This is a genomic window from Chryseobacterium vietnamense (assembly GCF_031454475.1).
Lineage (GTDB): Bacteria > Bacteroidota > Bacteroidia > Flavobacteriales > Weeksellaceae > Chryseobacterium > Chryseobacterium vietnamense.
On record NZ_JAVDQX010000002.1, the window covers coordinates 351,513 to 376,804 of the forward strand.

A 25,292-nucleotide genomic window follows, 5' to 3' on the forward strand; every position below is an offset into this window, starting at 1 on the left:
TTATGAAAAAAATTATATACATACCTATAATTATTGCCGGATTATTTCTCAATTCTTGTCAGCATGAGCTAGATACATTTAATGATAATCCCAATAATCCTACACAAGTTACATCTCCTAAAACTTTATTTACGGGTACAGAAGTAGGAACAATTAATAATTCAACAGGTAATCTGACAAGACAAATAAGTTTGCTGACTCAGCACACTAATGGTAATCTGTTTCAGTCATTAGATTATACCAATTATTTTTTAACTGAATTGGATAATGAAACAGATTGGTCTAATATTTATAAGACTGGAGTAAATCTTCATCAAATTATTACTCAGTTTGGGGATAAATATCCTTACTATTCAGGTATGGCTAAGATTTTATTAGCCTTAAATATAGGTTATGCAACTGATACGTGGGGAGATGTACCTTTTTCAGAGGCTTTTCAAGGAGTGGATAATTTTTCTCCAAAGTTTGATACTCAGCAAAATGTTATTGCTCAAATTCAAAGTTATCTTGATAGTGCAATAGTAGATTTATCAAAACCTAGTAGTGCTAATTTAGGGCTACCGGCAGGTGATGATATTTTTTATGCAGGAAATATAGACAAATGGAAAAAATTAGCATATGCTATAAAAGCAAGATATGCACTAAGACTTACTCAGCGGGAGGGTAGTACAGTTGCTGCAGAGAAAGCTTTAAATTATTTAAAAAATTCTTTTAGTTCTAAAGATGATAATTTAGTTGCTAATTTTGATGGAGGAAATAATCAAAATCTTTGGTTTGCATTTGATAATCAAAGATCAGGTTACATGTCTATGGGGAAATATTTTATAGATCTTTTAAAAAATAGTAGTGATCCAAGGCTACCTTATTATGCTGCATTAGATGCATCTGGTGGCTATTCTGGATCAGCTCCGGAAGATAGTAACACGGATGCTTCTCCATTTGGAAGCTATTTTGCAGGAAGTGCAAGTACACCAAATATAATATTTAGTTATAGTGAAATTAAATTCATAGAAGCAGAAGCACAATTCAGACTAGGAAATACTGGAGCTGCTCAAACTGCTTTGAAAGCTGCTGTAAGTGCATCTCTGTTAGATGTTACAGGTGTTGATAACCAAGCTTTTGCAACTACAGCTTCAGCCTCAGTAACATTACAGAACATTATTACTCAAAAATACTCTTCCTTGTTTACCACAATGGAGCCTTATAATGATTGGAGACGTACAGGTTTCCCTATATTAGCGCCTAACCAGAATAGCCAATCTAAAAAAATACCATTAAGATTAATAACTCCTAAAGCTGAGAGAACATTAAATAACAATGCAACAGTTGTGAGTGATGTGAGTATACCCGTTTGGTGGGATAACTAAAATTATTAAACTTTTAAGCCGCCTTCGGGCGGTTTTTTTATTTCCGTATATTTGTACTTCAAAATTTTGAAATGAATATTAAAGATATCATAGAGCAAAAACTTTCAGAAATTATTTTAAATGTATATCAGTTAAAAGACATCAAACTGGAAGTTCAGGAAAATAAAACGGAATTTGAGGGTGATTTTACCATTGTTACCTTCCCTTTGGTAAAACAATTGAAAAAAAATCCTGAAAGTATCGGGGTTGAATTAGGTGAAGCTTTAACAGAGCAGACGGAAATTTTTGAAAGCTTTAATGTAGTAAAAGGCTTCCTGAATGTTAAAGTGAAAAACCAATTGTTTGTAGATAACTTAAGATCTGTAAGCAAGAATTTCTCCACTATAGAAAAGAAAAATGCTACAGTAATGGTAGAATATTCGTCACCGAATACCAATAAACCATTGCATTTAGGGCATATCAGAAATAATTTATTAGGATTCTCTGTAGCTCAGATTTTAAAGGAAGCAGGATATGACGTAATCAAAACTCAGATTATCAATGATAGAGGGATTCATATCTGTAAATCCATGCTGGCCTGGGAGAAATTCGGTAAAGGAGAAACTCCTGAAACAACGAATACCAAAGGTGATAAATTTGTAGGAAACTATTATGTAGAATTTGATAAAAACTACAAAAAAGAAATTGCAGAGCTTGTAGAGCAGGGTGTAGGAGAGGAGCAGGCAAAAAAAGAAGCTCCGGTGATGAAGGAAGCTCAGAAAATGCTTCTGGACTGGGAAAATGGAGATGAAACAGTAAGAGCGCTTTGGGCAGAAATGAACTCATGGGTTTATAAAGGATTCAACGAAACCTATAAAAGATTAGGTGTTGATTTTGACCAGGTTCAATATGAAAGCAATACCTATATTTTAGGGAAAGATCTTATTCAGGCAGGTTTGGATAAGGGAGTTCTGTATCAGAAAGAAGACGGCTCTGTTTGGTGTGACCTTACCGATGAAGGACTTGACCAGAAACTGTTACTACGTTCAGACGGTACCTCAGTCTACATGACTCAGGATCTTGGAACAGCAGTTGAACGTTTTAAACAAAACAATATTCAAAAGCTGATTTACACTGTTGGAAATGAACAGGATTACCACTTCCAGGTTTTATTTAAAATCCTGAAAAAACTGGGATATGAATGGGCAGATCAGTTATTCCACCTTTCTTACGGAATGGTAGAGCTTCCTGAAGGTAAAATGAAATCCCGTGAAGGAACTGTAGTTGATGCAGATGACCTGATGCAGGAAATGTATGAAACGGCAAAATCTAAAGCTCAGGAATTAGGAAAATTAGAAACCCTTTCAGATGAAGAGAAAGAAGCATCTTATGAAACGGTAGGATTGGGAGCATTGAAATATTTCATGCTTAAAGTAGATCCTAAGAAAAAAATGCTTTTCAACCCTGCAGAAAGTATTGATTTTAATGGGAATACAGGTCCGTTTATCCAATATACTTATGCACGTATTCAGTCATTATTGTCAAAAGCAGGTGCTTTACAGACAGAAACTGCTGATATTGAATTGAATCAATCTGAAAAAGAATTGATTATGCAACTGACCAACTTTAAAACTATAGTGGCTAAATCTGCAGAAACCTTAAGCCCTGCTTTGGTTGCCAACTATGTTTATGACCTTGTTAAAGCATACAACTCATTTTATCAGAATAATCCGATCCTGAATCAGGAAGATGAAAATGTAAAACAATTCCGTTTAAATATTTCAGATATCACAGCAAAGACGATCAAAAAATCGTTAGAGTTGCTGGGAATCGGAACCGTAAACAGAATGTAAAATAGAAAGCCTCCTGAAAAATTCAGGAGGCTTTTTTGTATATAAATTAATAATCTGGTCTTGCGGGAAATAACCCGAATCTCAAAATCTCGAAACCCGCAACCCGAATCTACGCCTTATCATTACTCTCACCACTCATCTGCTTCAGACTATCCGCATACAGTTTAGCAGGAGTCCATCGTGCATGTTTGGAAAGAATTACTTTGTAGCCTTTTTTGTAGGTATACACTTTGGTGAATTCGGCACCAAAGAATATCAGCATACAAGAATAATTGATCCACATCATAATCAGAATAACAGTTCCGGCAGCACCAAAGGCTGAGGTAGGTTTTACCTGATTAAAATAAAGACTTAATAAAAATTTTCCCAATGTAAATAAAACAGTAGTCAGAAATGCACCTTTCCATACTGGTTTCCAGCTGACCAAAACATCGGGCAGAACTTTAAACATTAAAGCAAATAAAAGCATAACCAGACCGAAACCTACGGCGAAATTCACAGTTTCTACCAGCATATAGGTTTCAAAACCAAAATATTGGGTGATAATCGTATTAAACAGGCTGATCAGAGAAGATAAAATCATGGTGATCATCAGAAGAAATCCCAGAATAAGAATCATTCCCAGGGAATTCGCTCTGTCCAGTAAGAATTTCACTAATGCCTTTTTAGGGGCGGCCTCAACTTCCCAAAGTGTATTTAATGAGTGTTGAAGCTGAAAGAACAGGGTAGTAGAACCAAAAACCAATGATCCTACCCCAACAGCCTTCATAAAAATATTCTTTTTGTCAATAAGAGCACCAGCCAGCATTCCTTCAATACTTTTAGCCACATCCGGACCCATAATACCGCTGATCTGTGAGCTGATCTGCCCACGGATAGCTTCTTCACCAAAGAAATTTCCCAGTACCCAGATAATAATGATCAATAATCCGGGAATGGAAAAGATGGCATAATAGGCAAGACTTGCTGAATCTTTTGATGCAGAAGAATTGTTCCATTCAGTAAATGTATCTTTCAGAACCTCCCAGAAAAATTTAGCATTTTTAATCATATTAAAATGGATATCCAATGGCAATATTTAAAACAAGATTATCTTTTCTCCAGTTAGAGTCTCCGAAATTAATTTTATCGAAGGCCCATCTGTCTCCTTTCTGATAGTAAGGAACTCTCAATGGCATGGCAAGATCCAGTCTTAGAATCAGGATAGAAAAATCCAGTCTCAGACCTACTCCGGCTCCCACCGCAATTTCATTTAAAAAGTCTTTTGAAAACTTTGCTCCCGGTCTGTCTTTGTCGTCGTGAAGCAGCCAGATATTTCCGGCATCTACAAAAACAGCTGCATTTAAAAACTTATAAAGATTGGCGCGGTATTCCGCATTTAATTCCAGTTTGATATCTCCGGACTGGTCAAAATAAGTCCCTGGATCTATCGTTCTAGGGTCAAAACTTCCCGGCCCTAATGTTCTTGCACGGAATGCTCTGATACTGTTACTACCTCCTGAGAAAAACTGCTTGGAGAAAGGAACAAATTCTGAGTTTCCGTATGGATAAGCAATTCCTCCGATAAATCTCGTAGCCAATGAAGACTTTTCCGTGAACTTATGATAGAACCTGAAATCGTTTTCAATTTTTACATACTGGCTGAAAGGAATTCCAAATATTTTCTTTTCCTTATCTTTTTTTACATCTGCTCCGGTAACCAATCCCGTGATATTTCCTGCAAGATCAAGCGTTCCCTTATAATAAACGGTATTGGTCTTGGGAAGCATAGTATTGGTATAGGTATAAGAATAGGTCGGACCGAAAATAAGCTGCTTTGCTACAACTCTTGCCATCGCTGGGTTTGCATCAGCTTTAATTTGGTATTCTTCCGTAACATTTGCCGGGGATACCAATGTAATATCAATCACTTTCAGATCATGTTCTTTTCTTGCATTTTCTTTCCATACATATCCGAATGATCCGGTAAAATTATTAAGGGTATAATATTGTGTTCTGTTCTGGAATTCATATCCCAATGTAATATTTGTTCTGGGAACAAACTCACTGGAAGAATGAAAACGGAACGGTGCCACAATTCTCGGGATGGAAAGCTGTACATTCGTTCCTGCACGGAAAATATTATTGGCATTCTGAGCGCCTCCCATCTGGAAATCAAAAGCTCCGAAGATGGCTGCTTTAAACTGCTCTGCGCCCCTGAAGAAATTTCTATGGGTCCAGTTCAGGTTCAGCTCACTACCTGCATAGTTGGCAGAGTTTGTTCTTCCCAATGCTTCCAGACGAAGCGACTGAACTTGTCTTGGGGTTAACAGATAATACGCATCAAATTTATGGCTTAAAGAGTCAGATACGATAAACTCGTTCTTTACAAATTTGAAGACACCCAGACTGATTAATCGGTTCAGGGTAAGATTGTGGTTGGAACGGTTATAAAGATCTCCTTTTTTGAAATATAAGGCTCTGTCAAAAATCTTTGGTTTGAATTTATGTTGCGGATCAATAACGTAAATGTCGTCGAAACGATATTTGGAAAGAGAATCTTTGTCCATCGGTATACTGTATTTACCATCTTTTACATCCTGAATGTTGTAATTGGGAAATACAATAACATTATCAATACTAAACTGCTGAGTTGCTAGATCCGGCGTATTGTCCTTCAGTTTCACATTAAGTTCAACTTTATGATTTTTGCTCACCGTACTGTCCGCCTGAACAATAATATTATCAGGATGGAAATAATAAAAACCTCTTTCTTTTAACCTGTTGTCAATTCTGTCTCTTTCAGCTTTGATGACATCCAGGTCAAACGGTCTTCCGTTTTTAAGAAGGGTTTTATCCGTAAGGCTTTGGATTTCCTGATTGACCAGTGTAGAATCTTTCTGGAATTTTACACCATCAATCAGATATCTGGAACCTGGCTTTACCGTATAAATAACCTGAGCTTTTTTATTCTTTGAAACCGTATCATAAGAAGCTTTTGCATTGAAGTAGCCTTTGTTTTCAGAATAATTGACAATAATATCTTTATTGAATTCACGGTCTACATCACCTAACAACACAGGTTTTTCACCCACTTTATATTTAAGCCAGTAATTAAAACCTTTATCTTTTTTCGGTTCTTTGGCAATATTATAAAAATACAGCTTTGGGCGCAGTCCTAAAAATGTAGAATTGGGCTTTGGCGTAAGATTGGCTTCTAATGCAGCCTGAAGATCTTTCTTTTCCTTTTTAGAAATTGTATCATTTTCAATCTTTACTTTGGCCCCGGTGTAAAGCATCTGGCCTTCTTTCAAAAACCTTGTATTGCTGCACGAGACCACAGTGGATGCCATTCCGGAAACCAACAGATACTTACAATATATATGGAACTTATTACTCATTATTTAAATTCTACCACTCGATTATTTTGATTCTTTTTCGGCTTCTTGTCTTTAGATTTCTGGAAAATCTCCCGGAATTTGTCATAATCCAATGTAATGATAAATCCAACTCCGGTTTCTATGATCTGCCCCTGAAGAGCTACCTGATATTCATCTTTACGGTAAGCACGCAACATATACCTTCCATCTTTGGAAAGGCTGTAATCTACGGAAACATTACCCGCAATATTGGTCATGTTTTCATTCTGGCGCGCCTGGCCTTCCAGTCCGAAATTACTTCCTACCGTTACTTTGAGACGGTCATTCAATAATTTTTTACTGATGTCAACATTCAGATCGGTTCTTGTATTTTTCTCTCCAGTGGAATAATCTTCTGTAGAATCCAACCCAAAATTAAGATCTACCCCTTTAATCAAACCTGCCGCAAGATTGTTCAGCTGCTGAGAAAGAATTTTACTCACGCTCTGTCTCGCCATGGTCTCTGCAGACATTCCGGCTCCGCTTTCAAAAGGATTTTCTCCGATGAAACGGTTCAGAAGTAATAATGCAAACACTTGCTTATTCAGCTCAGACTCCTGAGTTCTGATTTGGGCAAGCTTCTGATCTACAACATCTTTTACATTGGTAGATACAGAGTTGTTTTTTTCATCTGTAGTAATATCAAAAGTAAGCTGAGGTTTTAATAATTCCCCTTTCATTTTTAATAAAGCATTGAAAGGAACTCTCTGCTTAAACTGATTCAATGTTGAAGCACTTTCTCCACTGATCTGCTGTTCTACAAGGTCAATAGGCGGTGCTTCTGTTTTATAAACTGCGGTAATGTCCATTTGAGCCGTTGTAGGTTCACCGGTCCAGGTGATGGTGCTGCCTTTCTGGATGTCAAATTTACGTTTCAGGAAACTCACCGAAAGATCATAACTACCTTTTTCCACTTCATATACCCCAACCAATGTGGTCTTTCCTGACGGGTCTATTCCTCCGGTTAATTCTGCTTCACCCTGAAGCTGTACGAAATCACCATTGGCTTTATCAATGATAAGCGACAGTTTTGCTTCTTTGCTGACTTCAATATTAACGCTTACATCCATTCCTTTGATACGGCTTTGTGCATTAAGAGAATCTGCTTTGATCGTTTTGTTTAAAACCACCTGATCCTGATCTACAAATTCTACAATACCATCTCTTTCCTGTAAAGTAGGGCTGGATTGAGGAAGAACAAAAGTGAAATCCGTATTGTCTGCCACGCTCAGTCTTCCATCTACTTTTGGAAGATCAAGGTTTCCGCGGATATGAAGTCCGGCATCAATAGCAAGAACACCATACATGATTGCATCATTGGACTTTTCTGAATTGACTACTTTAAAGTCTTTAGCATTCACATTCAGGTTAAAGGCAAAATCTCTGTACGTCTGTGTCAGAACCTGTCCATCTACAACAAGAGCATTTCCGTCTTTATCTTTAATTTTAAATTTATCAAACTCAATTCCCTGGCTCGTAAAATTGATTTCATCACTCAGGTGTCTGAAATCACTTCCGGTTTTGGCAATTTCCAATCCTGCATCATTGAATTTTACTTTTCCTAAAATATTAGGCTTATCAGTAGTTCCGGTGATCTTTAAATTTCCTGAAAGATAACCTTCCGTATTGGTAATTGCATTCATAGAAAACCCTTGAATACTCTTCATCTGAAGCTGGTTGATCGCCATATTCAGATCGAAAGTACTCGTAGAAGTGTTATAATCTCCCAGGATTTTTACATCATTATTATTTCCTGAAAGTGCAATGTCAGCATTTAAAACCTTTGGTGAAGCATTGTTCACTTTTACTGCAAGATTTCCGACTGGACTTCCATAGACGATTAAATCAGAAATATTCAGGTCCGAAGTAAAGGTCATATTTTTAGTCACATCACGAAGCTGTGCGGTTCCGTTAATAGTTCCTCTTGCCAGAACCGTATCTTTTTTAATAAGTTCTGTAATGGTTTCAATCTTGAAATCTTTCAACGAAATATTCAGAGGACTGCTTGGGCTGCTGCTTTCGGACTGAACGGCAATTTCACTGTTTCCATTGGAGAGAATGAAATTATCAGCCAGAATTCCTTTATTGCTGATCTGGATTTTGTTGTTTTCAGCCACATTCCAATCCGTATAGTTGAGTTTTAAGCCATTCGGGTTCAGAGATATTTCTGTAATATCATTCAACGATTTTGCATTTCCGGCAATCAGGAATTGGGTGGCATCTTTTTCGTCTTTTGTGGTAACATTATATCGTATCGTGTTGTCTGCAACATCTCCGTCGATATTGATTTTGTTTAAAGAAAAACTTGAGCTTTTTAATGCGGCAACATTGAGACTGTACTGCAACGCCTGATTTTCATTCGTTACTTTTAAAGCTCCTTTTTCAATGGTATTTTCACCATATAATAACCTTGGAATTTGTCCGTCAATCTCTATTTTCTGAGAATCTGCATCATAATTTCCTGTCAGATTAATTGTTTCAAAATCTTTCAGATCCGGAACAAATTTCCTGATCAGATCATCATTTTTGATTTTTGCAGTAAAGGTAAAATGCTGTCCCGGATCAATTTTCTGGCTTTTATCCGGCTTCTGGAACTGATAATACTGATTCACAGTTTTCGTTAACGCACCAAAAATCTGGGTAAGTTTATATTTGCCTTTCAGCTCCACATCTGCCACCTGAGAATTGAAAACAATCTGGGTAGAATCCTGAGTGGAAGAAGCTTTCAGATTGACTTCCTGTACAGGATATACTTCTTTGGTATCTGAAAATGCAAAATCTTTAAGGTTTAAATATCCGTTCAGATTATTAGGATCCAGACTGGTGAAATCTCCATCAATTTTTCCGGCAATAATCATTGGTTTTTCATAGAAGCCAAGCTTGTTGACATCCAGTTTGATGACTTCTCCATTCACTTTTACCGTAGGATTTTTTTCATCATACACCCCGGAAGCGGTCAGCTGTAAACTGGCATTCGGATCTTTTGAGTCCAGAATAACATGATATGCTCCTTTGTTGATCTTTCCGGTAAGATTCATGTTTTGATAACGGTATCCTTTGTAGACAGCAGAAGCAACATGTCCTTTTAAGTCCGCATTGGCATTTTTAAAATCAAAACTTTCGCCTTTTGCAGAAATCTGTGCGGTGATAGTACCGATATCTTTATTCTGAATAATTTTTCCAACCTGAATTCCCTGCAGATTAGCCTTTATATTATACAGTTCATGATTCTTTCTGCGCATGTCTACCTGTGCGATAACAGCCGCATTCCCCAAAGTAGAGTACAGGTTTAGATCTGTATTCACCACTTTGGTTGTTCCTTTTGCATTTCCTTTGATACTGAAATGGGAAGGAAGGGAAATATTGGAAGGAATTGTATTTTTAGGGACAAGATTGAATATTGTCTTGGCATTGGATGAAAGCTCCCCGATTCTCAGATCATAATATAACTGATCAGGATTCATTGCATTTTTGATCTTTCCGGATGCCATTACCCTCAGCTGATCCAGGCCTGAAACTTTAAGATCCTGAATTAAAAGATCATTCACGCTCCCTTTTACATTGGCGTTTACATTGAGAATAGCGTTAGGATATTTATTAAACGGGACAGTATTTTTCAACGTCGGAACAAGATTCAAAATGTCAGAGAATCCTATTTTTGAATCTTTGATGTTGGCTGAAATCTTTACAGCGCCTAAGTTTGAACTCAGTTGATCGATTGAGTTATAGTTTAAAATAACCTCATCACGCAATAGGGTTTTTGGAGTTTGAAGATAAAGATCTTTCAGGTATGCTTCCTTTTCTGCATACACGAAATCGGTATTGAATTTTTGGATATCCAGTCCTCTGCCTTCTTTGATTTCTGCAGAATTCACTGTTCCTGCAAAGGTGTTGTTTTCCATTTTGAAGCTTCTTACTTCCACATTCATTTTGGAAAAATTAAGGTGGTTGAAGTCCATTCCCTGTTTAGTTGGGGCGATAGCAGTATTGTTATAATTTACCTTTACATCATTCAAAACAAGCTTTCCTAAAAGAAGTTTCATCGCTTTATCCTGATCGGAAACTTTAGAAACTTCAGGTTCTTTGTCCTTTTTCGGATTGGCATTCTGAGCAGGAAGATAAAGATTGGCATCAATATCCGCTCCGGAAAGAAATATATTGGCTACGTTGAAAGCATTATTTTCCAGATCCAGTTTGTTAACCTTTGTGCTCAGCTCTTTGAATATAACTTTTGCGAATGTTTTGGTATTTTCATCACCGTAGTCAATATCAAAATGAGTAAGCTTGATTCCTCTTAACCCAATATTCATGGGCTTCTTTTCATTAAGAGAATCAACTTTTTTCTCTACTTTTTTAGCAACTTCTTCTACAAGTCCCTGCTTTAACTTTAATTTTAATCCGTCAAGATTGATATCATTGACCGCATACTTGTTTTTGCTAAGGTCAAAAGTTTTAACCCTTGTATCGAAAGACTTAAAATAAAGCTGAATATCATTCTTCGACTGTTGGTCATTGAAGGTGACCCCAACATCTTTTAAATTAATTTTATCAAGAGAAATAATGAATGGTTTGGAAGGACTTTCTTCTTTATCACTGGAAGCAAAAGCATCTATAATATAGTCAAAATTGAATCTACCGTCCGGTTTCCGTACCACATTGGCACGTGCTCCCTGCATTTCAACAGACGTAATATCTGCGGTAGAATTAAGAAGCTTCAGCATATGTAACCCTACATCCAGCTTTTTCACGGCCAGAAGCGTATCTACATCCTGTCCTTTGAGATAGAGATTCTCCATAACAAGGCTGTTGGGAAATCCTATATAGACTCTTTCAAGGCTTACAGGAGTTTTGATCTTTTTTTCCAGATAAACAATCAGCTTGTCTTTGATAAAGTTTTGAACGGCAGGAAGCCTTAAGCTTAGGATCAACAGGGTAAGAAGAACCAATATTGAAATAAAGGTTATTGCAATACGCCTTAAAAGTTTTGTGGTGTTGATTTTCAGTTTCAAATGCGATGAGGTTTCTAACAAAGATAATAATACTATTTTATTTGGTCTTTGTTGTGGTACCCTTTTGCGAATGCAAAAATCCTGCCTTGGCTGTCTTTTTATGGAATTTCTAGTTTGTAGTTGTCAAGTGAATAGTTGAATAAGACGGGCCAAGGCAGGGATTGTTATTTTAAAAAACGCCCCCTTTTATCATTTTTTAATGTTGAAAAGGTTAGTTAGCAAAAATGAAAATTCAAATGTTAGTAGTTGTGATGGGGGCGTGGCATGGTTTATATGATAGATAATAATAATTTTAGTTGTTTCCGTTTTCCCATTTCACTTCTTCTCCCTGAGGAGCGGCACCACCTTGTGCTGGTGTGATAGGAGCGGTTTCCTGGTTGATGTGATAAATGTAAGCGGCAATTTTCTCTGCATCTCTTCCTGTGATGGTTCCTTCCTTGATGAAAGGTCTCATGGTAGGATTATTAGGCGAGCCGTTTTCAAGCATCCAGAATACATTTTTAAATAAACTTTTTTCTTTGATATTGATCCAGTGGGTATCGGTAAGGTTTGGACCTATACCTCCTTTTCCACCGTCTCCATGGCAGGTAACGCAATTCGTTTTGAAAAGTTCCTGTCCTTCGGCAATATTATCAGCACTGTATTTTGCAGATTCCAGATTGATCTGAGGAGCAGTTTTCTCATACTCTGCAATAGATGCTAACATGGTTTTTGTTTCTTTGGTGTATTCTGCTTCCGGATGGGCATAATCTGTAAAAGAAAAGGCAAACAGATAGACTGCACAGAAAATACATCCGAACCAGAACAGGCCGATCCACCATTTCGGAAGAGAGTTGTCAAGCTCTGTAATTCCGTCAAAACCGTGGTCAATAAGAATATCTTTTTCTTCTGTAGCGGTTTGTTTTTTGAATGCTGAGTTCCATAATTTTTGGTAATACGGAACTTTTTTTTCTTCCAGATATTGTTTTTTCTGTTCCTCGGATAATCTGTTGAAACTTTCATTTTCCACCAGATCTCCGATAGAGTTCATGATCAGCAATAGGATAGTGGCGATTAATATCAGCGCCCAGAAAAAAGGAGAAGAAAAATATCCTGAATCTCCGGCGAACATTTCAAAGGCCATGACCGTTAAACCTATCGTTGTGGCGATATATATTGAAATGGGGGTTCTCGTTTTCATTGCAGTTTAATTTTAAATATTATTCTACGCTTGCAGTCTGTACCTGTGTTGTTTTAATATCTGTACCTAGTCTTTGCAGGTAAGCGATCATTGCTACAATTTCTCTTTGTTCAAGCGGCACATACGCTGATCCTTTTGCTATTTTTTCTTTGGCCATCTGATCTTTTACATCTGTTGCTTCAGCGTAAATTCTCTGTACAATTGCTTTTGACTGATTATCTGCCCATTGGTTGGCCGAATCTATCTGAGACTTTGTATAAGGAACATCGAAAGCATTTTTCATCAGTTTCATTTTATCAACCATCTGATCGCGGTCCAGTTTATTGGTAATCAGCCATGGGAAACGTGGCATAATAGAACCGGCGGACGTAATTCTTGGGTTATACATATGTTTGAAGTGCCATGAATCCGGGTTTCTTCCTCCTTCTCTATGTAAATCCGGACCTGTTCTTTTAGATCCCCATAAAAATGGCCTGTCGTATACGAATTCTCCAGCCTTGGAATACTGTCCGTTTTTTCCTTCAAATCTTACCACTTCATCACGGAATGGTCTGATCATCTGTGAGTGACAGGAGTTACATCCTTCACGGATATATAAGTCCCTCCCTTCCAGTTCCAGCGGTGTATATGGTTTTACTGCGGTAATTGTCGGAACGCTTTGCTTCAGTGACAGCGTAGGAACAATTTCCACCAATCCACCGATTGCTATGGTAACAAAAGCTAATACAGAAAGCAGAGTAGGAGTTCTTTCCAACCAAAGGTGTACACCTTCGCCTTCTTTTCTTGAAGTGCCGATGTTGGCCAATGCAGGAGCTTCTGCAGGAACTTCTTTCTGGAATGAACCGGCTTTAATCGTTTTGATCACATTAATCACCATTAAAATCGCTCCGGACAGATAAAGCACTCCTCCTAAGAATCTCATTTTAAAGTAAGGAATAATTGCAGTTACTGTATCCAGCCAGTTTTTCCACAATAATGTTCCGTCCGGATTGAATTGTTTCCACATTAATCCCTGAGTAAATCCTGAAATATACATAGGTACGGCGTAGAAGATAATTCCTAATGTTCCCAACCAGAAGTGCCAGTTGGCCAGTTTTTTAGACCAAAGGGATGTTCTCCACATGATCGGAACCAGATAATATACCACTCCGAATGCCATGAAACCATTCCATCCGAGAGCACCTAAGTGTACGTGGCCGATAACCCAGTCGGTATAGTGACCAATTTTATTTAATGATTTTGTTGCCAATAAAGGTCCTTCGAAAGTAGCCATACCATAGCATGTAACCGCTACTACAAAGAATTTAAGAATCGGGTTTTCTCTTACTTTATCCCATGCTCCTCTTAGCGTAAGAAGACCATTCAGCATTCCTCCCCATGACGGTGCAATCAGCATGATAGAGAATCCTGTTCCTACCGCCTGAGCCCATGCAGGTAAAGCTGTATATTGCAGGTGGTGAGGCCCGGCCCAAAGATATACAAAGATCAGCGACCAGAAGTGAATAATAGATAGTTTGTATGAGAATACCGGCCGCTGAGCTGCCTTTGGCATAAAGTAATACATCAGACCTAATACAGGGGTGGTTAATACGAATGCTACTGCATTGTGCCCATACCACCATTGTACTAATGCATCTTTTACACCTGCATATACAGAATAAGATTTCCAGCTTGTGAAAGATAACGGAACTTCAAGATTATTGAAGATGTGAAGCATTGCAACAGCAATCCATGTTGCCAGATAGAACCAGATCGCTACATACAAATGTCTTACTCTTCTCTTAGCAATAGTTCCGAACATATTGATTCCGAAAATGATCCATGAGAAGGCAATTAAGATATCAATAGGCCATTCATGTTCAGCATATTCTTTAGAAGTATTGATTCCCATAAGGAATGTAATAACCACGCTAACAATCATTAACTGCCATGACCAGAAGTGAATCCATGAAAGGGTATCACTGTACATTCTGGTTTTAAGAAGTCTCTGCATACTGTAGTAAGCACCACAGAAAAAAGAGTTACATACGAAAGCAAAAATTACAGCACTGGTATGAAGCATTCTGATTCTTCCGAAGCCCATGGCTCCCTGAGTATTAATCAGCCCCTGAATATTACCTGAAGCTAAGCTTTTAATAGTTGTATCATCCGTACCGAATAAAAATTCAGGCAATTCAGGATAAAAAAGCATCAGTGCAGCTGTAAGCCCCAGCAGAAATCCCACAAGTCCGAATGCGATAGTCGCATAGAGGAATGCTCTGACAATATTATTGTCATAATTAAATTTTTGCGTCTCCATAAATTCCAATAGTGTTTACCGAAGTGATATTTTCTCTGAAAAAAGATGTATTTTTAAGTCTTTTCTATGTTGAAAATAAATATCATGTAACGTGTATAATGTTTTGCCAAAGGTATTTATTAACTTTGTTGGAGGCTAATAGATAATCTTCTAAAATATACCGAAAACTACTAAAACAAAAACGATGAAAGTATGTGGACAAAATATCAGGAAAATACGTAGGAGCAGAGATCTTACACAGGAATACATGGCTTTTGAAATGGGGATTTCCCAAAAGGCGTATTCCGATATTGAGAATTCCAAGGTGAAGATCAATCTGGAAATACTGACTAAAATATCCGATATCTTAGACATCAAGCCATCTGACATCTGTAGTATTTCCCATAAGTGTGGAACTGATGGCTATGAAGATAAATACCAAAATCTCCTGGAATACATGAAAAAAAATGATATTTCAATTCCGAAAGAATTTTTATAGACCTTAATTTCTCAGATAATTTATAAAAGAATGACCGCTTTCAAAAATAGAAAGAGGTCATTTTTTTGATTAAAAAGGGAGGTGAATTATTTACTATTGATAAGGTAAAATACAATCTAAACTACACTTGTCAAGACTGTATTGGTAACTGGATTTAAACTTTATTGATAATGAAGTAAAAAGAAAAGTTGCGGATGAGGTTGAATTCTCAATTTACCCCATAGAATGTGAATTTCTGTGAAAAGTTTTTATATATTTAGCGACCGAATAATTCATTCAATGAGCAACGAAAATAAAACAGGACAAAACGAGACTTTAGTTAGAGGATTAACAAATCGACACATACAATTAATTGCCCTTGGAGGAGCCATAGGAACAGGGTTATTTCTGGGAATTGGGCCCGCTGCCGTACTGGCAGGACCCTCTGTAATCTTAGGCTATGCTTTAGCAGGAATTATTGCCTTTTTTATTATGCGTCAGCTGGGAGAAATGGTAGTTCAGGAACCCGTTTCGGGAAGTTTTAGCTACTTTGCCTACAAATATTGGGGAAATTTTCCGGGATTTGCCTCCGGATGGAACTACTGGATTCTCTATATTCTGGTAAGTATGGCGGAACTTACCGCAATCGGACATTATATTCATTTTTGGTGGCCGGAAATACCACTCTGGGTTTCCAGTTTATTCTTCTTTGTGGTAATCAATGCACTTAACCTCGCTTCCGTAAAGGTGTATGGAGAAACAGAATTCTGGTTTTCCATCATCAAAGTAGTGGCCATTATTGCAATGATTATTTTCGGGGTATATCTTTTAATAAGCGGTACAGGCGGAGAAAAAGCAACGATCACTAACCTTTGGAATGACGGAGGTTTTTTTCCCAAAGGATTATTTAATAAAACAGAGAACGGATATTCAGGATTGTTTGCAGCAATGGCGATGATCATGTTCTCTTTTGGTGGACTTGAGCTTATCGGAATTACAGCGGCAGAAGCAAAGAACCCTGAAAAAACAATTCCGCAGGCTACCAATCAGGTGATCTACAGAATTCTTATTTTCTATGTAGGTGCTTTGGTAATCCTGTTTTCATTAAGCCCATGGAGAGATATTACAGAAGGATCAAGCCCGTTTGTTATGGTGTTTCAGAACCTGAATGGTCTTGAATTCAGCCTTTTTGGTAAAGTAATTCAGTTCAATACATTAATCGCAAATGTTCTTAACCTTATTGTTTTGACTGCTGCTTTATCAGTGTACAACAGTAGTGTATATAGTAACAGCAGAATGCTTTTCGGATTGGCTCAGCAGGGAAATGCTCCAAAATTTCTGAAAAAACTGAACAAAAATTCTGTTCCTACCAATGCGATCATTATATCTTCGTGTTTTGCAGGGATCTGTATTATTATCAATAAACTGGTACCGGAAAAAGCTTTTGAATACCTGATGGCTTTAGTGGTATCCACGTTGATTATCAACTGGCTGATGATATGCTACACCCATTTAAAGTTTAAAAAATCAATAAATGCAGAGGGAGTTCAATCCAAATTTCCATCTATATTTTATCCGATATCCAATTATATCTGTATTGCATTCTTGATCCTGATCTTAGGACTGATGAGCATCACAGGAATGGAAATTCAGGTAATTCTGATTCCGATATGGATTGGCTTTTTGTTCGTGATGTATAAATTGTACAAGCCGAAATAAAAATTTAAAACAGATCTATACATGTTTTGGAGAGGTGAAAATCATTTGATTTTCACCTTTTTTGTTACTAAGAATCTTTTAAGGTACTTTCCAAATAAAGGAACAGATAAAAATCATTGGATGTGTATTTCATATTTTCCTGTATTTTTCGTACATTAGTAAGAGGTTATATTTCAAATTCAGGTGAAAATTATAATCTGTTTGAAATACCTGCGGAGAAGCCGAAAACCGTTACAAAAAAGTAGGCATGACCAAAAAAGACACTTATGGCCAATTTATTTCAAACCCTTACCAATACCGTAAAACATTGGTATATTCCATTAATCTTCGGAATTCTTTTCCTTATCTGTGGTTTTTATGTATTCAGTGTGCCTCTGGCAACCTATGTTACACTCTCCATTTTTTTCAGTGTTTCCTTTTTATTTTCGGGAATTACCGAAATATTTTTTTCCTTACAAAACAGTAAATCCCTGCAGGGCTGGGGCTGGTTTCTTGTAAGCGGATTATTAACAACCGCAATAGGCGTTTACCTAGTTGCAAACCCTCAGATTTCCATGACGGTACTTCCGTTTGTGATTGGATTTACCTTGTTGTTCCGCTCATTTCAATTACTGGGCTTCGCATTTGACCTGAAAAGCATGAGAATAATGAGCTGGGGAAATGTTGCCCTTGCCAGTGTCGGAGGAATTATATTTGCTCTACTGCTGATATTTAATCCGGTATTTACAGGATTATCATTAGTTACTCTTACCGGGGTTGCTTTCATTTTCATGGGAATAGCTTCCATTATGCTGGCTTTAGATCTGCGAAAAATTAAAAAAATTCCAGGAAGGGTAAGCCAGGAATTAAGGGATAAAATTAAGTCTATCCAGGAAGAAATTGATGAACTTAAAAAATAACACATATTTACATTATAAACAAAAAAAGACCTCGTATAGAGGTCTTTTTTTGAATCAAGCATTTATGTCTGAAAATTCAAATTTTGAATAGAACTGGTTCCAGGAGTATTATCACTTATAAAAGATAATTCTTACTTTTTCCAATGCAGTTTTTTAATATCTAAAAGGTTATATTGTTTTTATTTCTTTATTAATTTTAAAGATTGCTTGTCTCCTTTTTTAGTCTCAAACCGGATCATATAATTTCCTTTTTCCACTCTCTGAATATTGATTTTTTCATTGAATATTGAAGAACCACTCTGAATTTTTTTCCCGGACATATCAAAAATACTGTACTCAAAACTTTCATTACCCTGTTTTTTACTTTGTAGGATAATATGATCCCCAGCCGGATTAGGATAAAGGGTAAAAGTATTATTGTGATCTTGAACAGAAACGTCATTCAGTCCCAGAAAACCGCTGTTAAGCTTCGTTAAAAAAGATTTATCACCATGTGTTACACTGCCTCCGGAATAACAAAGCACAAGTGAACCATCATTCAGATTAAACAATTTATGAATATAATCGGCCCTTAACGAAGTCGTAGGAGGTGCTGCCATAAAATATTGAAAGCCCGCACTTGAAGTAGTATAGTCTACAGTTCCGTTAGCATTCAGTCTGGTTACAAATAATTGTGCAATAAGATTCGGGGTACCATTGTACATATTCGTTATACCTCCGGTCACTATTATTTTTGAATTGGGTAATACGGTAATTTGTCCCAATGACAATTGCTTTGCAGTGGTAAAGCTATAATCAGGTGTTCTTCCGTTATTGGAAAATCCGGAAACAGAGGCGCCATCTGAAATCTGAATTTTAGACAAAAAGAAAGTCCCCCCATATATAGTATTTTTACTATGCAGCACTAAGATGGAATTATCAGTATAATTATATTCAAAATTTCTGGCAACAGAACCTTGCGTATCAGGAATAAAAACAGAACCATTAGTACCAAATGTAGAATCGTACGTGCCATCAGGCAGTCTTCTTTCAATGTAAGAGTCTTCAGTGTAAGTTAATGTATTGGTTTTGGTTCCTGCCATTACCAGTTTTCCGTCATTTTGTATGTAGAATTGTTTAGGATAAAACGTAGTAAGCGATAACTTTCCATTGGTGCCGAAATTATTATCAATTACACCATTCTGGTTTACTTTTACCATATAAGAACCCATGTTGGAAACAAGAAGGTAGCTGTTGCCATTCTGATCTACTGCAAAGTCACTTACTGTACCATTTTGACCCACAGATTGAGTCGTAAAACCATTGGTACCAAAGCTGGTGTCCAGAGACCCGTCCAGATTAATTCTGGTTAAAAACCAATCATATAAGCTGTGAGTTGGCGTAGCGTTTACCCTTCCATAGATCAATATTTTATTATTGTTTAAAATCATTCTTTTGACAGATTCACTTTTATCAATGGTACTGGTATCCATATTATGGTATTTTGTTCCAAAAGACGTATCCAGAACCCCGACCTGGTTTACCTTTCTGATGGTGATAGCACCGGTTGATGTTGCAGTAATGAACTGCCCATCCGGAAGCAATACAGCATCAGACATCAAATCGAAATTGTCAAACATACAATAGCCGCCATTTCCAAAGGTAGGATCTAAACTAACGCTTTGTGCATTCAAAAAAATGGTGACAATAGAAAATAATAGGAAATAATGTTTTTTCATAGTTATAGTTTTAAATTGTTTATTCTGATTTTACCCAAAAATAAAAGATAGTAATAAAAACAAAAACCATCCTTAAAAAAGGATGGTTTGTAGACTCACAGGGATTCGAACCCCAGATGACTGAACCAAAATCAGTAGTGTTACCGCTACACCATGAGTCTCTGTTTGTTTTAGTGGTGCAAATTTACAGCTTTTTTCTTTATATACAAGAACTTTTTGAATTTTTTTTTAAATTTACTGTAGAATTTATTTACGGAAAATATGCTGATAGACTTCAATAATCTCAAAATTAATCAATTATCATTCAATACTGAATTTGAAAAGAAAGTGAAAATTTTTCTGGAAGAATGGTTTTCGGAAAAAACAGGAGTAAATGTCCAGACTTCTGGTTCCACCGGGGTACCAAAGATTTTTGAAATTGAAAAAAAGAAAATGGTCAACTCTGCTGTAATGACCTGTAATTTTTTGGGATTAATGGAAGGTGATACCGCATTACTCTGTCTCCCTGTGGAATATATCTCCGGGAAAATGATGATCATTCGTTCTATAGAAAGAAAATTACGATTAAAAATTACCGAGCCATCTTTACAACCTGTTGAAAATCTGGATGAAGAAATAGATTTTTGTGCTATGACTCCTCTTCAGGTAGAAAACTCACTGGAAAAGCTTCACCTGATAAAAAACCTCATCATTGGAGGTGCTGCTGTTTCAGAAAGCCTGAAAAATAAAATTCTGCAGATGAACCTTAGTCCTTCAAACCGTATTTTTGAAACCTATGGAATGTCTGAAACCCTTTCCCATATTGGTTTAAAACAATTGATGCCGGAGCAGGAAGATTATTTCAACGTTTTTGAAAATGTAACGATCTCTTTAGATGGCAGAGGATGCCTGAAGATCTTCGCTCCCAATGTAAATGCTGAAGAACTGCAAACTAATGATTTAGTTGATATTAAGAATGAAAAGCAGTTTAAATTCCTTGGAAGGATTGATAATGTAATAAACTCCGGAGGTGCAAAAATTTTCCCGGAAACCCTTGAAGCTTTAGTTAAAAAAGAACTCACAAACGAAGCCGTGTTTATGGGACTGCCGGATGAAAGTTTGGGCCAGAAATTGATATTAATTATAGAAGGAAATGAATCTGATGAGGTGAAAAGGAAAATTTCAGAAATTCCATTTGAGAAAAATTTCCACAGGCCAAAAGAAATTATTTTCATCAGAGAAATTCCGAGAACTCCCAACGGGAAGGTAAACAGATTAGAATTGTATAAAAACTTAAATAGAGATCTCTAGTTGATTCCTGTATCTCAAAATCTTAAAACAATGAAAGACTTTTCAAAAGAACTCAGCTTCAAAACTTCCCGCAGCAGCGGCGCAGGAGGACAAAACGTCAATAAAGTGGAGACTGCTGTTACCGTACTTTGGAAAGTAGATGCATCAGAATTTTTCAATGAAGATGAAAAAACATTGATTCAGCATAAACTGAAAAACAGAATCAATGCAGAGGGTTTTTTATTCCTTTCAGTTTCGGAAAGCAGAACCCAGCTGATGAATAAAAATAAAGCCATTGAAAAAATACTTGAAATGGTAAACAAATCTCTCATTGTTCCCAAAAAAAGAACGGCCACCAAGCCTTCAAAAGGACAGAAACAAAAAAGACTGGATAACAAGAAAAAGCTTTCAGATAAAAAAGAAAGCAGACGTTTCAGGTTTTAATTGGTTTCTCCGGTAGAAAATTTTATTTTTGCCGGAAACTTTTAAAACCATGATAAAAAAAATAATCTTAATTGGAGTTTTTTCAATCTCCATCATGTCTTTCGCTCAGAAATTTTCTATCAGACCTTCAGTGGGGTACGCATGGAGAACTGCAAAAACAGTTTCCGGACTTAGTAAAGAAGAAAAAGAATATGTAAAAGACCTGAAAAATGGGTTGAACATTGATGTTGCTGCCCATTATGAAGTGAAGAACGGCCTTGCGTTCGGAGTAAAATACTCCAACTACAGTGCGTCCAGTGACGGATTTCTGCTTGGTTATGTAAATGGAACACCAGTATCCGTTCCTGTAACGACAAAAGATCATATTACATTTTTCGGTTTCTCCGGACTTATTTCAAATAATCATCTGGATACAAGACATAAGGTATTTGCAGATGTAGCATTGGGAGTCATGTCTTATACTACAAAAACAGGATCTGTAAAAGGCACAGGAAGTACTTTTGGGGCAGAAGTGGACCTTGGATATCAATATCAGGTAAGCAAGAATTTTATGATAGGACCAAAAGTAGGTTTAAGTGGCGGAACCTTGAGTAAAATGAAGTATAACGGTGTGACTTATAAATTTGATGATGATCAGAAAGAAGGTTTACATAGAGTTTCTTTAAGTGCAGCCGCTACATTCCGTTTTTAAGCAGTATCTTTGTTAGAATTAATAATAATTGATAATGACAGCAACAATCTTTTTATCTGCAGAATACCGCCGGTCAGGATTGCTGCTGTCTTTACTTTATCTACACACAGATTCTTTTCTGAAAAGTTCTAAGGACTTCATTATTTAAGCCCTGTCAGGATCCAAGACAGGGAATCATTCCGACTTTTATATATATTGCTTTTGTGCAGTTTTCCGGAGAAGAAGACTGTCATACGTCTGTATTCTACATTGGATCGTCAGAGAATAACTGCATTTTAATTTAAAAAAATGAAAAATGTCTAATCATATTATTGTAACAACCGGAATTTATGATGCTATAAAAGATACCCTTAGAAGAAAAAAAGTGAGTATCGGAGAAGAGAAAAGATTAACTGAAGAGCTTAGAAATGCAAAGCAAGTGCGGAGAAGAGATCTTCCTGCTGATATTGTAACGGTAGAAAGAAAAGTAACATTAAAAGACCATACCTTAGATTTTGAACACGAGTATATTTTTGTTCCGTCTACCAAAGCAAAACTTAAAAAGAATAAACATTCCATCCTGTCTGATATTGCTCTTGCAGTAGTAGGATATAGAGTAGGAGATGTTATTAACTGGCCTTTCCGAGACGGAGAAAGAAAAATCGAAATCCTGAAAGTGGAAGCCTGGGAAGGATAAATCTTTGAAGAATATTAGTAAGTTGATTGTTAGTGAAAGCGTGGCCCGTATGGGTCGCGCTTTTTTATAGTAATGTGTTGGAAAACGCAAGGGCGCAAAGTTTTTAAATACTAAATAGTTGTAAGACGCAAGGATTTTATCTTCGATAAAATTTTATACTGTATAAGTGATCTCACGTTGATTTTGCAGATCATATAAAAATCTGTGTGATCTGTGAGAAAATGATACCTTCCTCATTTAACAAATGATAAAAAAAGACTTCTCTGTTACACTTTCTTCGGGTGCTTTCGCTGCATTCCGTTTTTAAGTTTTATCTTTGCAAAAATTAAAAAAATGAGCAAACCGATAACTGAATTCATAGAAAAGTATTACCTGCACTTCAACGCAGCTGCATTGGTGGATGCTTCTAAAGGATATGTTGCACATCTTAAAGATGGCGGAAAAATGATGATTACTTTGGCAGGAGCAATGTCTACTGCTGAATTAGGGAAGATTCTTGCTGAAATGATCCGTCAGGGAAAAGTAGATTTCATCTCTTGTACAGGGGCTAACCTTGAAGAAGATTTAATGAACCTTGTAGCACACTCTCACTATGAAAGAGTTCCTCATTATAGAGATTTAACAGCTCAGGATGAGTGGGATCTTTTGGAAAGAGGTCTGAACAGAGTTACAGATACTTGTATCCCTGAAGAAGAAGCTTTCAGAAGATTACAAAAACATATCGTAGAGATCTGGAAAGATGCAGAAGCTAAAGGAGAAAGATATTTCCCTCACGAATTCATGTACAAAATGATCCTTTCAGGAGTATTGGAGCAGTACTACGAAATTCCTAGAGAAAACTCCTGGATGATTGCTGCTGCAGAAGCTAACCTACCAATCGTAGTACCGGGATGGGAAGATTCTACAATGGGTAACATCTTCGCTTCTTACTGCATCAAAGGGGAGCTTAAAGCGACTACAATGAAATCAGGAATCGAATATATGACTTACCTTGCCGATTGGTATACTAAAAATTCAGGAGGAAAAGGAGTTGGGTTCTTCCAGATTGGTGGAGGTATCGCAGGAGATTTTCCTATCTGTGTAGTACCAATGCTATATCAGGATATGGAAATGCATGATATTCCTTTCTGGTCTTATTTCTGCCAGATTTCTGACTCTACAACCTCTTACGGTTCATACTCAGGAGCAGTGCCAAATGAAAAAATCACTTGGGGTAAACTGGATATCACTACACCGAAATTTATCGTTGAAAGTGATGCAACCATCTGTGCACCATTGATGTTCTCTTATATCTTAGAAAACTAAGAACAAAATTCTCAAAAGAGATTACAATACCAGCGCTTCAATTCATTTGAAGCGCTTTTTATTTTTAGGATGTAAAAATAGAATTGTTTTGAAAACTAAAATAATTTGAACCATTAAGATTATTTAAGTTTTAAAGGGTATTAAGAGAAATAGCTAAAGCTATTTTATTTATCCGCATGCTTTACTTTTCATCAAAGATGAAACTTAATGATTCTTCCCATCTTCATTTTTCTTAATGGTTAAAAATTGGTATACAGTATTCCCACAGATACCACGAATTGCACAGATTTTTATAATCTGCAAAATCCGCGTGAGGTACATTAAACTATTTTGTATGAGCCATTTCAAAAGAACCAGCACATTTGCATCTTCCAAAAGATATACATAAGCATTTGTGAAAATCTGTGCAATCTGTGGGAAAATAAAATTAATCCAAAGAATTCACCAGCACAAAATAACGATACGCCAGAATTCCCTTTTCGATCTTGGTCAGATGATTAGGATCTTTAGTACTCAGCTTCGGAAGCACCTTTTTATTAACGGCATTCAACAGCCTGAAAAATGATTTTTTCATATCTTTATCTTTTAATGAAACATCATTGAGATTAAGAGAGTTCAAAAATGATGCAAAAAAAATAGTCTGCTAAAAACAGTTAATTGATATGGACGAAATTTTCAAACAACAGGTCTACGAAGTGGCAAGGCTTATTCCCAAAGGAAGAGTGTCTACGTATGGTGCCATAGCAAAGGCGGTTGGTTATCCTAATCATTCCAGGCATGTGGGAAAAGCAATGGGAGGATGTCCTAAGGATGTTCCTGCTCATCGGGTGATTTCAAGTTCTGGGGTGTTATCTGTTCCGGAATTTCAACCTAAGCTGGAAGCTGAAGGAATCACTGTGGAAAATCTTAGAATAAAGAATTTCAAAAAACTGTTCTGGGATCCGTTGGAGGAATTGTAAATTTCAAAGTATTTTTGTAACGCAAAGTTTTTATTTATAAACTGTAATATTTTTGAGGGAGCAAAGGCAG

General features: G+C 36.7%; 18 protein-coding genes and 1 tRNA gene. 11 read left to right on the forward strand and 8 right to left on the reverse strand.

Annotated features, from left to right (window positions below; genetic code table 11):
* Positions 1 to 2: 2 nt before the first annotated feature.
* The gene (locus tag J2786_RS10900; RefSeq protein WP_047435153.1) at positions 3 to 1,367 is read left to right on the forward strand and encodes a SusD/RagB family nutrient-binding outer membrane lipoprotein; all 1,365 of its coding nucleotides are present in this window, start codon (positions 3 to 5) and stop codon (positions 1,365 to 1,367) included.
* 71 nt (positions 1,368 to 1,438) lie between these two features.
* Complete coding sequence (gene argS / locus J2786_RS10905) at positions 1,439 to 3,199, forward strand: arginine--tRNA ligase (RefSeq protein ID WP_047435151.1); 1,761 nt, start codon at positions 1,439 to 1,441, stop codon at positions 3,197 to 3,199.
* A gap of 109 nt (positions 3,200 to 3,308) precedes the next feature.
* Here argS and J2786_RS10910 read toward each other — a convergent pair whose 3' ends face one another.
* The 5 genes from J2786_RS10910 to ccoN all read right to left on the reverse strand — a co-directional run bounded on the left by J2786_RS10910 (position 3,309) and on the right by ccoN (position 15,085).
* A complete protein-coding gene (locus J2786_RS10910) occupies positions 3,309 to 4,250 on the reverse strand; it encodes a YihY/virulence factor BrkB family protein (RefSeq protein ID WP_047435146.1) in 942 nt (313 codons plus the stop codon).
* Between the two features lies 1 nt (position 4,251).
* Positions 4,252 to 6,579 carry a translocation and assembly module lipoprotein TamL gene (gene tamL / locus J2786_RS10915; protein ID WP_047435144.1) on the reverse strand — a complete coding sequence of 776 codons (2,328 nt, stop codon included), beginning with the start codon at positions 6,577 to 6,579 and terminating at the stop codon, positions 4,252 to 4,254.
* Complete coding sequence (locus tag J2786_RS10920) at positions 6,579 to 11,606, reverse strand: translocation/assembly module TamB domain-containing protein (protein ID WP_082002036.1); 5,028 nt, start codon at positions 11,604 to 11,606, stop codon at positions 6,579 to 6,581. The genes tamL and J2786_RS10920 overlap by 1 nt, the downstream gene beginning before the upstream one ends.
* Before the next feature lie 292 nt (positions 11,607 to 11,898).
* Positions 11,899 to 12,786 (reverse strand): cbb3-type cytochrome c oxidase N-terminal domain-containing protein, encoded by an 888-nt coding sequence (locus J2786_RS10925; protein WP_047435141.1) that lies wholly within the window; start codon positions 12,784 to 12,786, stop codon positions 11,899 to 11,901.
* Between the two features lie 19 nt (positions 12,787 to 12,805).
* Entirely contained in the window at positions 12,806 to 15,085 is a 2,280-nt protein-coding gene (gene ccoN, locus J2786_RS10930; protein ID WP_047435907.1) for a cytochrome-c oxidase, cbb3-type subunit I, read from the reverse strand.
* Between the two features lie 184 nt (positions 15,086 to 15,269).
* Here ccoN and J2786_RS10935 point away from each other — a divergent pair, with 184 nt between their 5' ends.
* The 3 genes from J2786_RS10935 to J2786_RS10945 all read left to right on the forward strand — a co-directional run bounded on the left by J2786_RS10935 (position 15,270) and on the right by J2786_RS10945 (position 18,160).
* Positions 15,270 to 15,563: a helix-turn-helix domain-containing protein gene (locus tag J2786_RS10935; protein ID WP_047435138.1), complete on the forward strand. Its 294-nt coding sequence runs from the start codon at positions 15,270 to 15,272 to the stop codon at positions 15,561 to 15,563.
* Between the two features lie 279 nt (positions 15,564 to 15,842).
* Positions 15,843 to 17,261, forward strand: a complete 1,419-nt coding sequence (locus tag J2786_RS10940) for an amino acid permease (RefSeq protein ID WP_310025174.1) — start codon at positions 15,843 to 15,845, stop codon at positions 17,259 to 17,261.
* Positions 17,262 to 17,527: 266 nt separating this feature from the next.
* The gene (locus tag J2786_RS10945) at positions 17,528 to 18,160 is read left to right on the forward strand and encodes an HdeD family acid-resistance protein (RefSeq protein ID WP_047435132.1); all 633 of its coding nucleotides are present in this window, start codon (positions 17,528 to 17,530) and stop codon (positions 18,158 to 18,160) included.
* 179 nt (positions 18,161 to 18,339) lie between these two features.
* On the opposite strand, the gene J2786_RS10950 is transcribed toward J2786_RS10945, so the two are convergent.
* Both J2786_RS10950 and J2786_RS10955 read right to left on the reverse strand, forming a co-directional pair.
* Positions 18,340 to 19,878 (reverse strand): T9SS type A sorting domain-containing protein, encoded by a 1,539-nt coding sequence (locus J2786_RS10950; protein WP_310025178.1) that lies wholly within the window; start codon positions 19,876 to 19,878, stop codon positions 18,340 to 18,342.
* 90 nt (positions 19,879 to 19,968) lie between these two features.
* Positions 19,969 to 20,039 (reverse strand) — tRNA-Gln (locus J2786_RS10955).
* A 100-nt stretch (positions 20,040 to 20,139) separates the two neighbouring features.
* Between J2786_RS10955 and J2786_RS10960 the strand changes: the two genes are divergently transcribed.
* The 5 genes from J2786_RS10960 to J2786_RS10980 all read left to right on the forward strand — a co-directional run bounded on the left by J2786_RS10960 (position 20,140) and on the right by J2786_RS10980 (position 24,263).
* Complete coding sequence (locus J2786_RS10960) at positions 20,140 to 21,168, forward strand: AMP-binding protein (protein ID WP_047435124.1); 1,029 nt, start codon at positions 20,140 to 20,142, stop codon at positions 21,166 to 21,168.
* A gap of 30 nt (positions 21,169 to 21,198) precedes the next feature.
* A complete protein-coding gene (gene arfB, locus J2786_RS10965) occupies positions 21,199 to 21,591 on the forward strand; it encodes an alternative ribosome rescue aminoacyl-tRNA hydrolase ArfB (RefSeq protein WP_047435906.1) in 393 nt (130 codons plus the stop codon).
* A gap of 49 nt (positions 21,592 to 21,640) precedes the next feature.
* A complete protein-coding gene (locus J2786_RS10970; protein WP_047435121.1) occupies positions 21,641 to 22,282 on the forward strand; it encodes a DUF2715 domain-containing protein in 642 nt (213 codons plus the stop codon).
* A 295-nt stretch (positions 22,283 to 22,577) separates the two neighbouring features.
* On the forward strand, positions 22,578 to 22,958 hold the full coding sequence (locus J2786_RS10975; RefSeq protein WP_047435119.1) for a GreA/GreB family elongation factor: 381 nt from the start codon (positions 22,578 to 22,580) through the stop codon (positions 22,956 to 22,958).
* 333 nt (positions 22,959 to 23,291) lie between these two features.
* A complete protein-coding gene (locus J2786_RS10980) occupies positions 23,292 to 24,263 on the forward strand; it encodes a deoxyhypusine synthase family protein (RefSeq protein WP_034673009.1) in 972 nt (323 codons plus the stop codon).
* Positions 24,264 to 24,690: 427 nt separating this feature from the next.
* On the opposite strand, the gene J2786_RS10985 is transcribed toward J2786_RS10980, so the two are convergent.
* On the reverse strand, positions 24,691 to 24,837 hold the full coding sequence (locus J2786_RS10985; RefSeq protein WP_167497854.1) for a hypothetical protein: 147 nt from the start codon (positions 24,835 to 24,837) through the stop codon (positions 24,691 to 24,693).
* Positions 24,838 to 24,925: 88 nt separating this feature from the next.
* Here J2786_RS10985 and J2786_RS10990 point away from each other — a divergent pair, with 88 nt between their 5' ends.
* Positions 24,926 to 25,222, forward strand: a complete 297-nt coding sequence (locus J2786_RS10990) for an MGMT family protein (protein WP_034697384.1) — start codon at positions 24,926 to 24,928, stop codon at positions 25,220 to 25,222.
* Positions 25,223 to 25,292 lie beyond the last annotated feature (70 nt).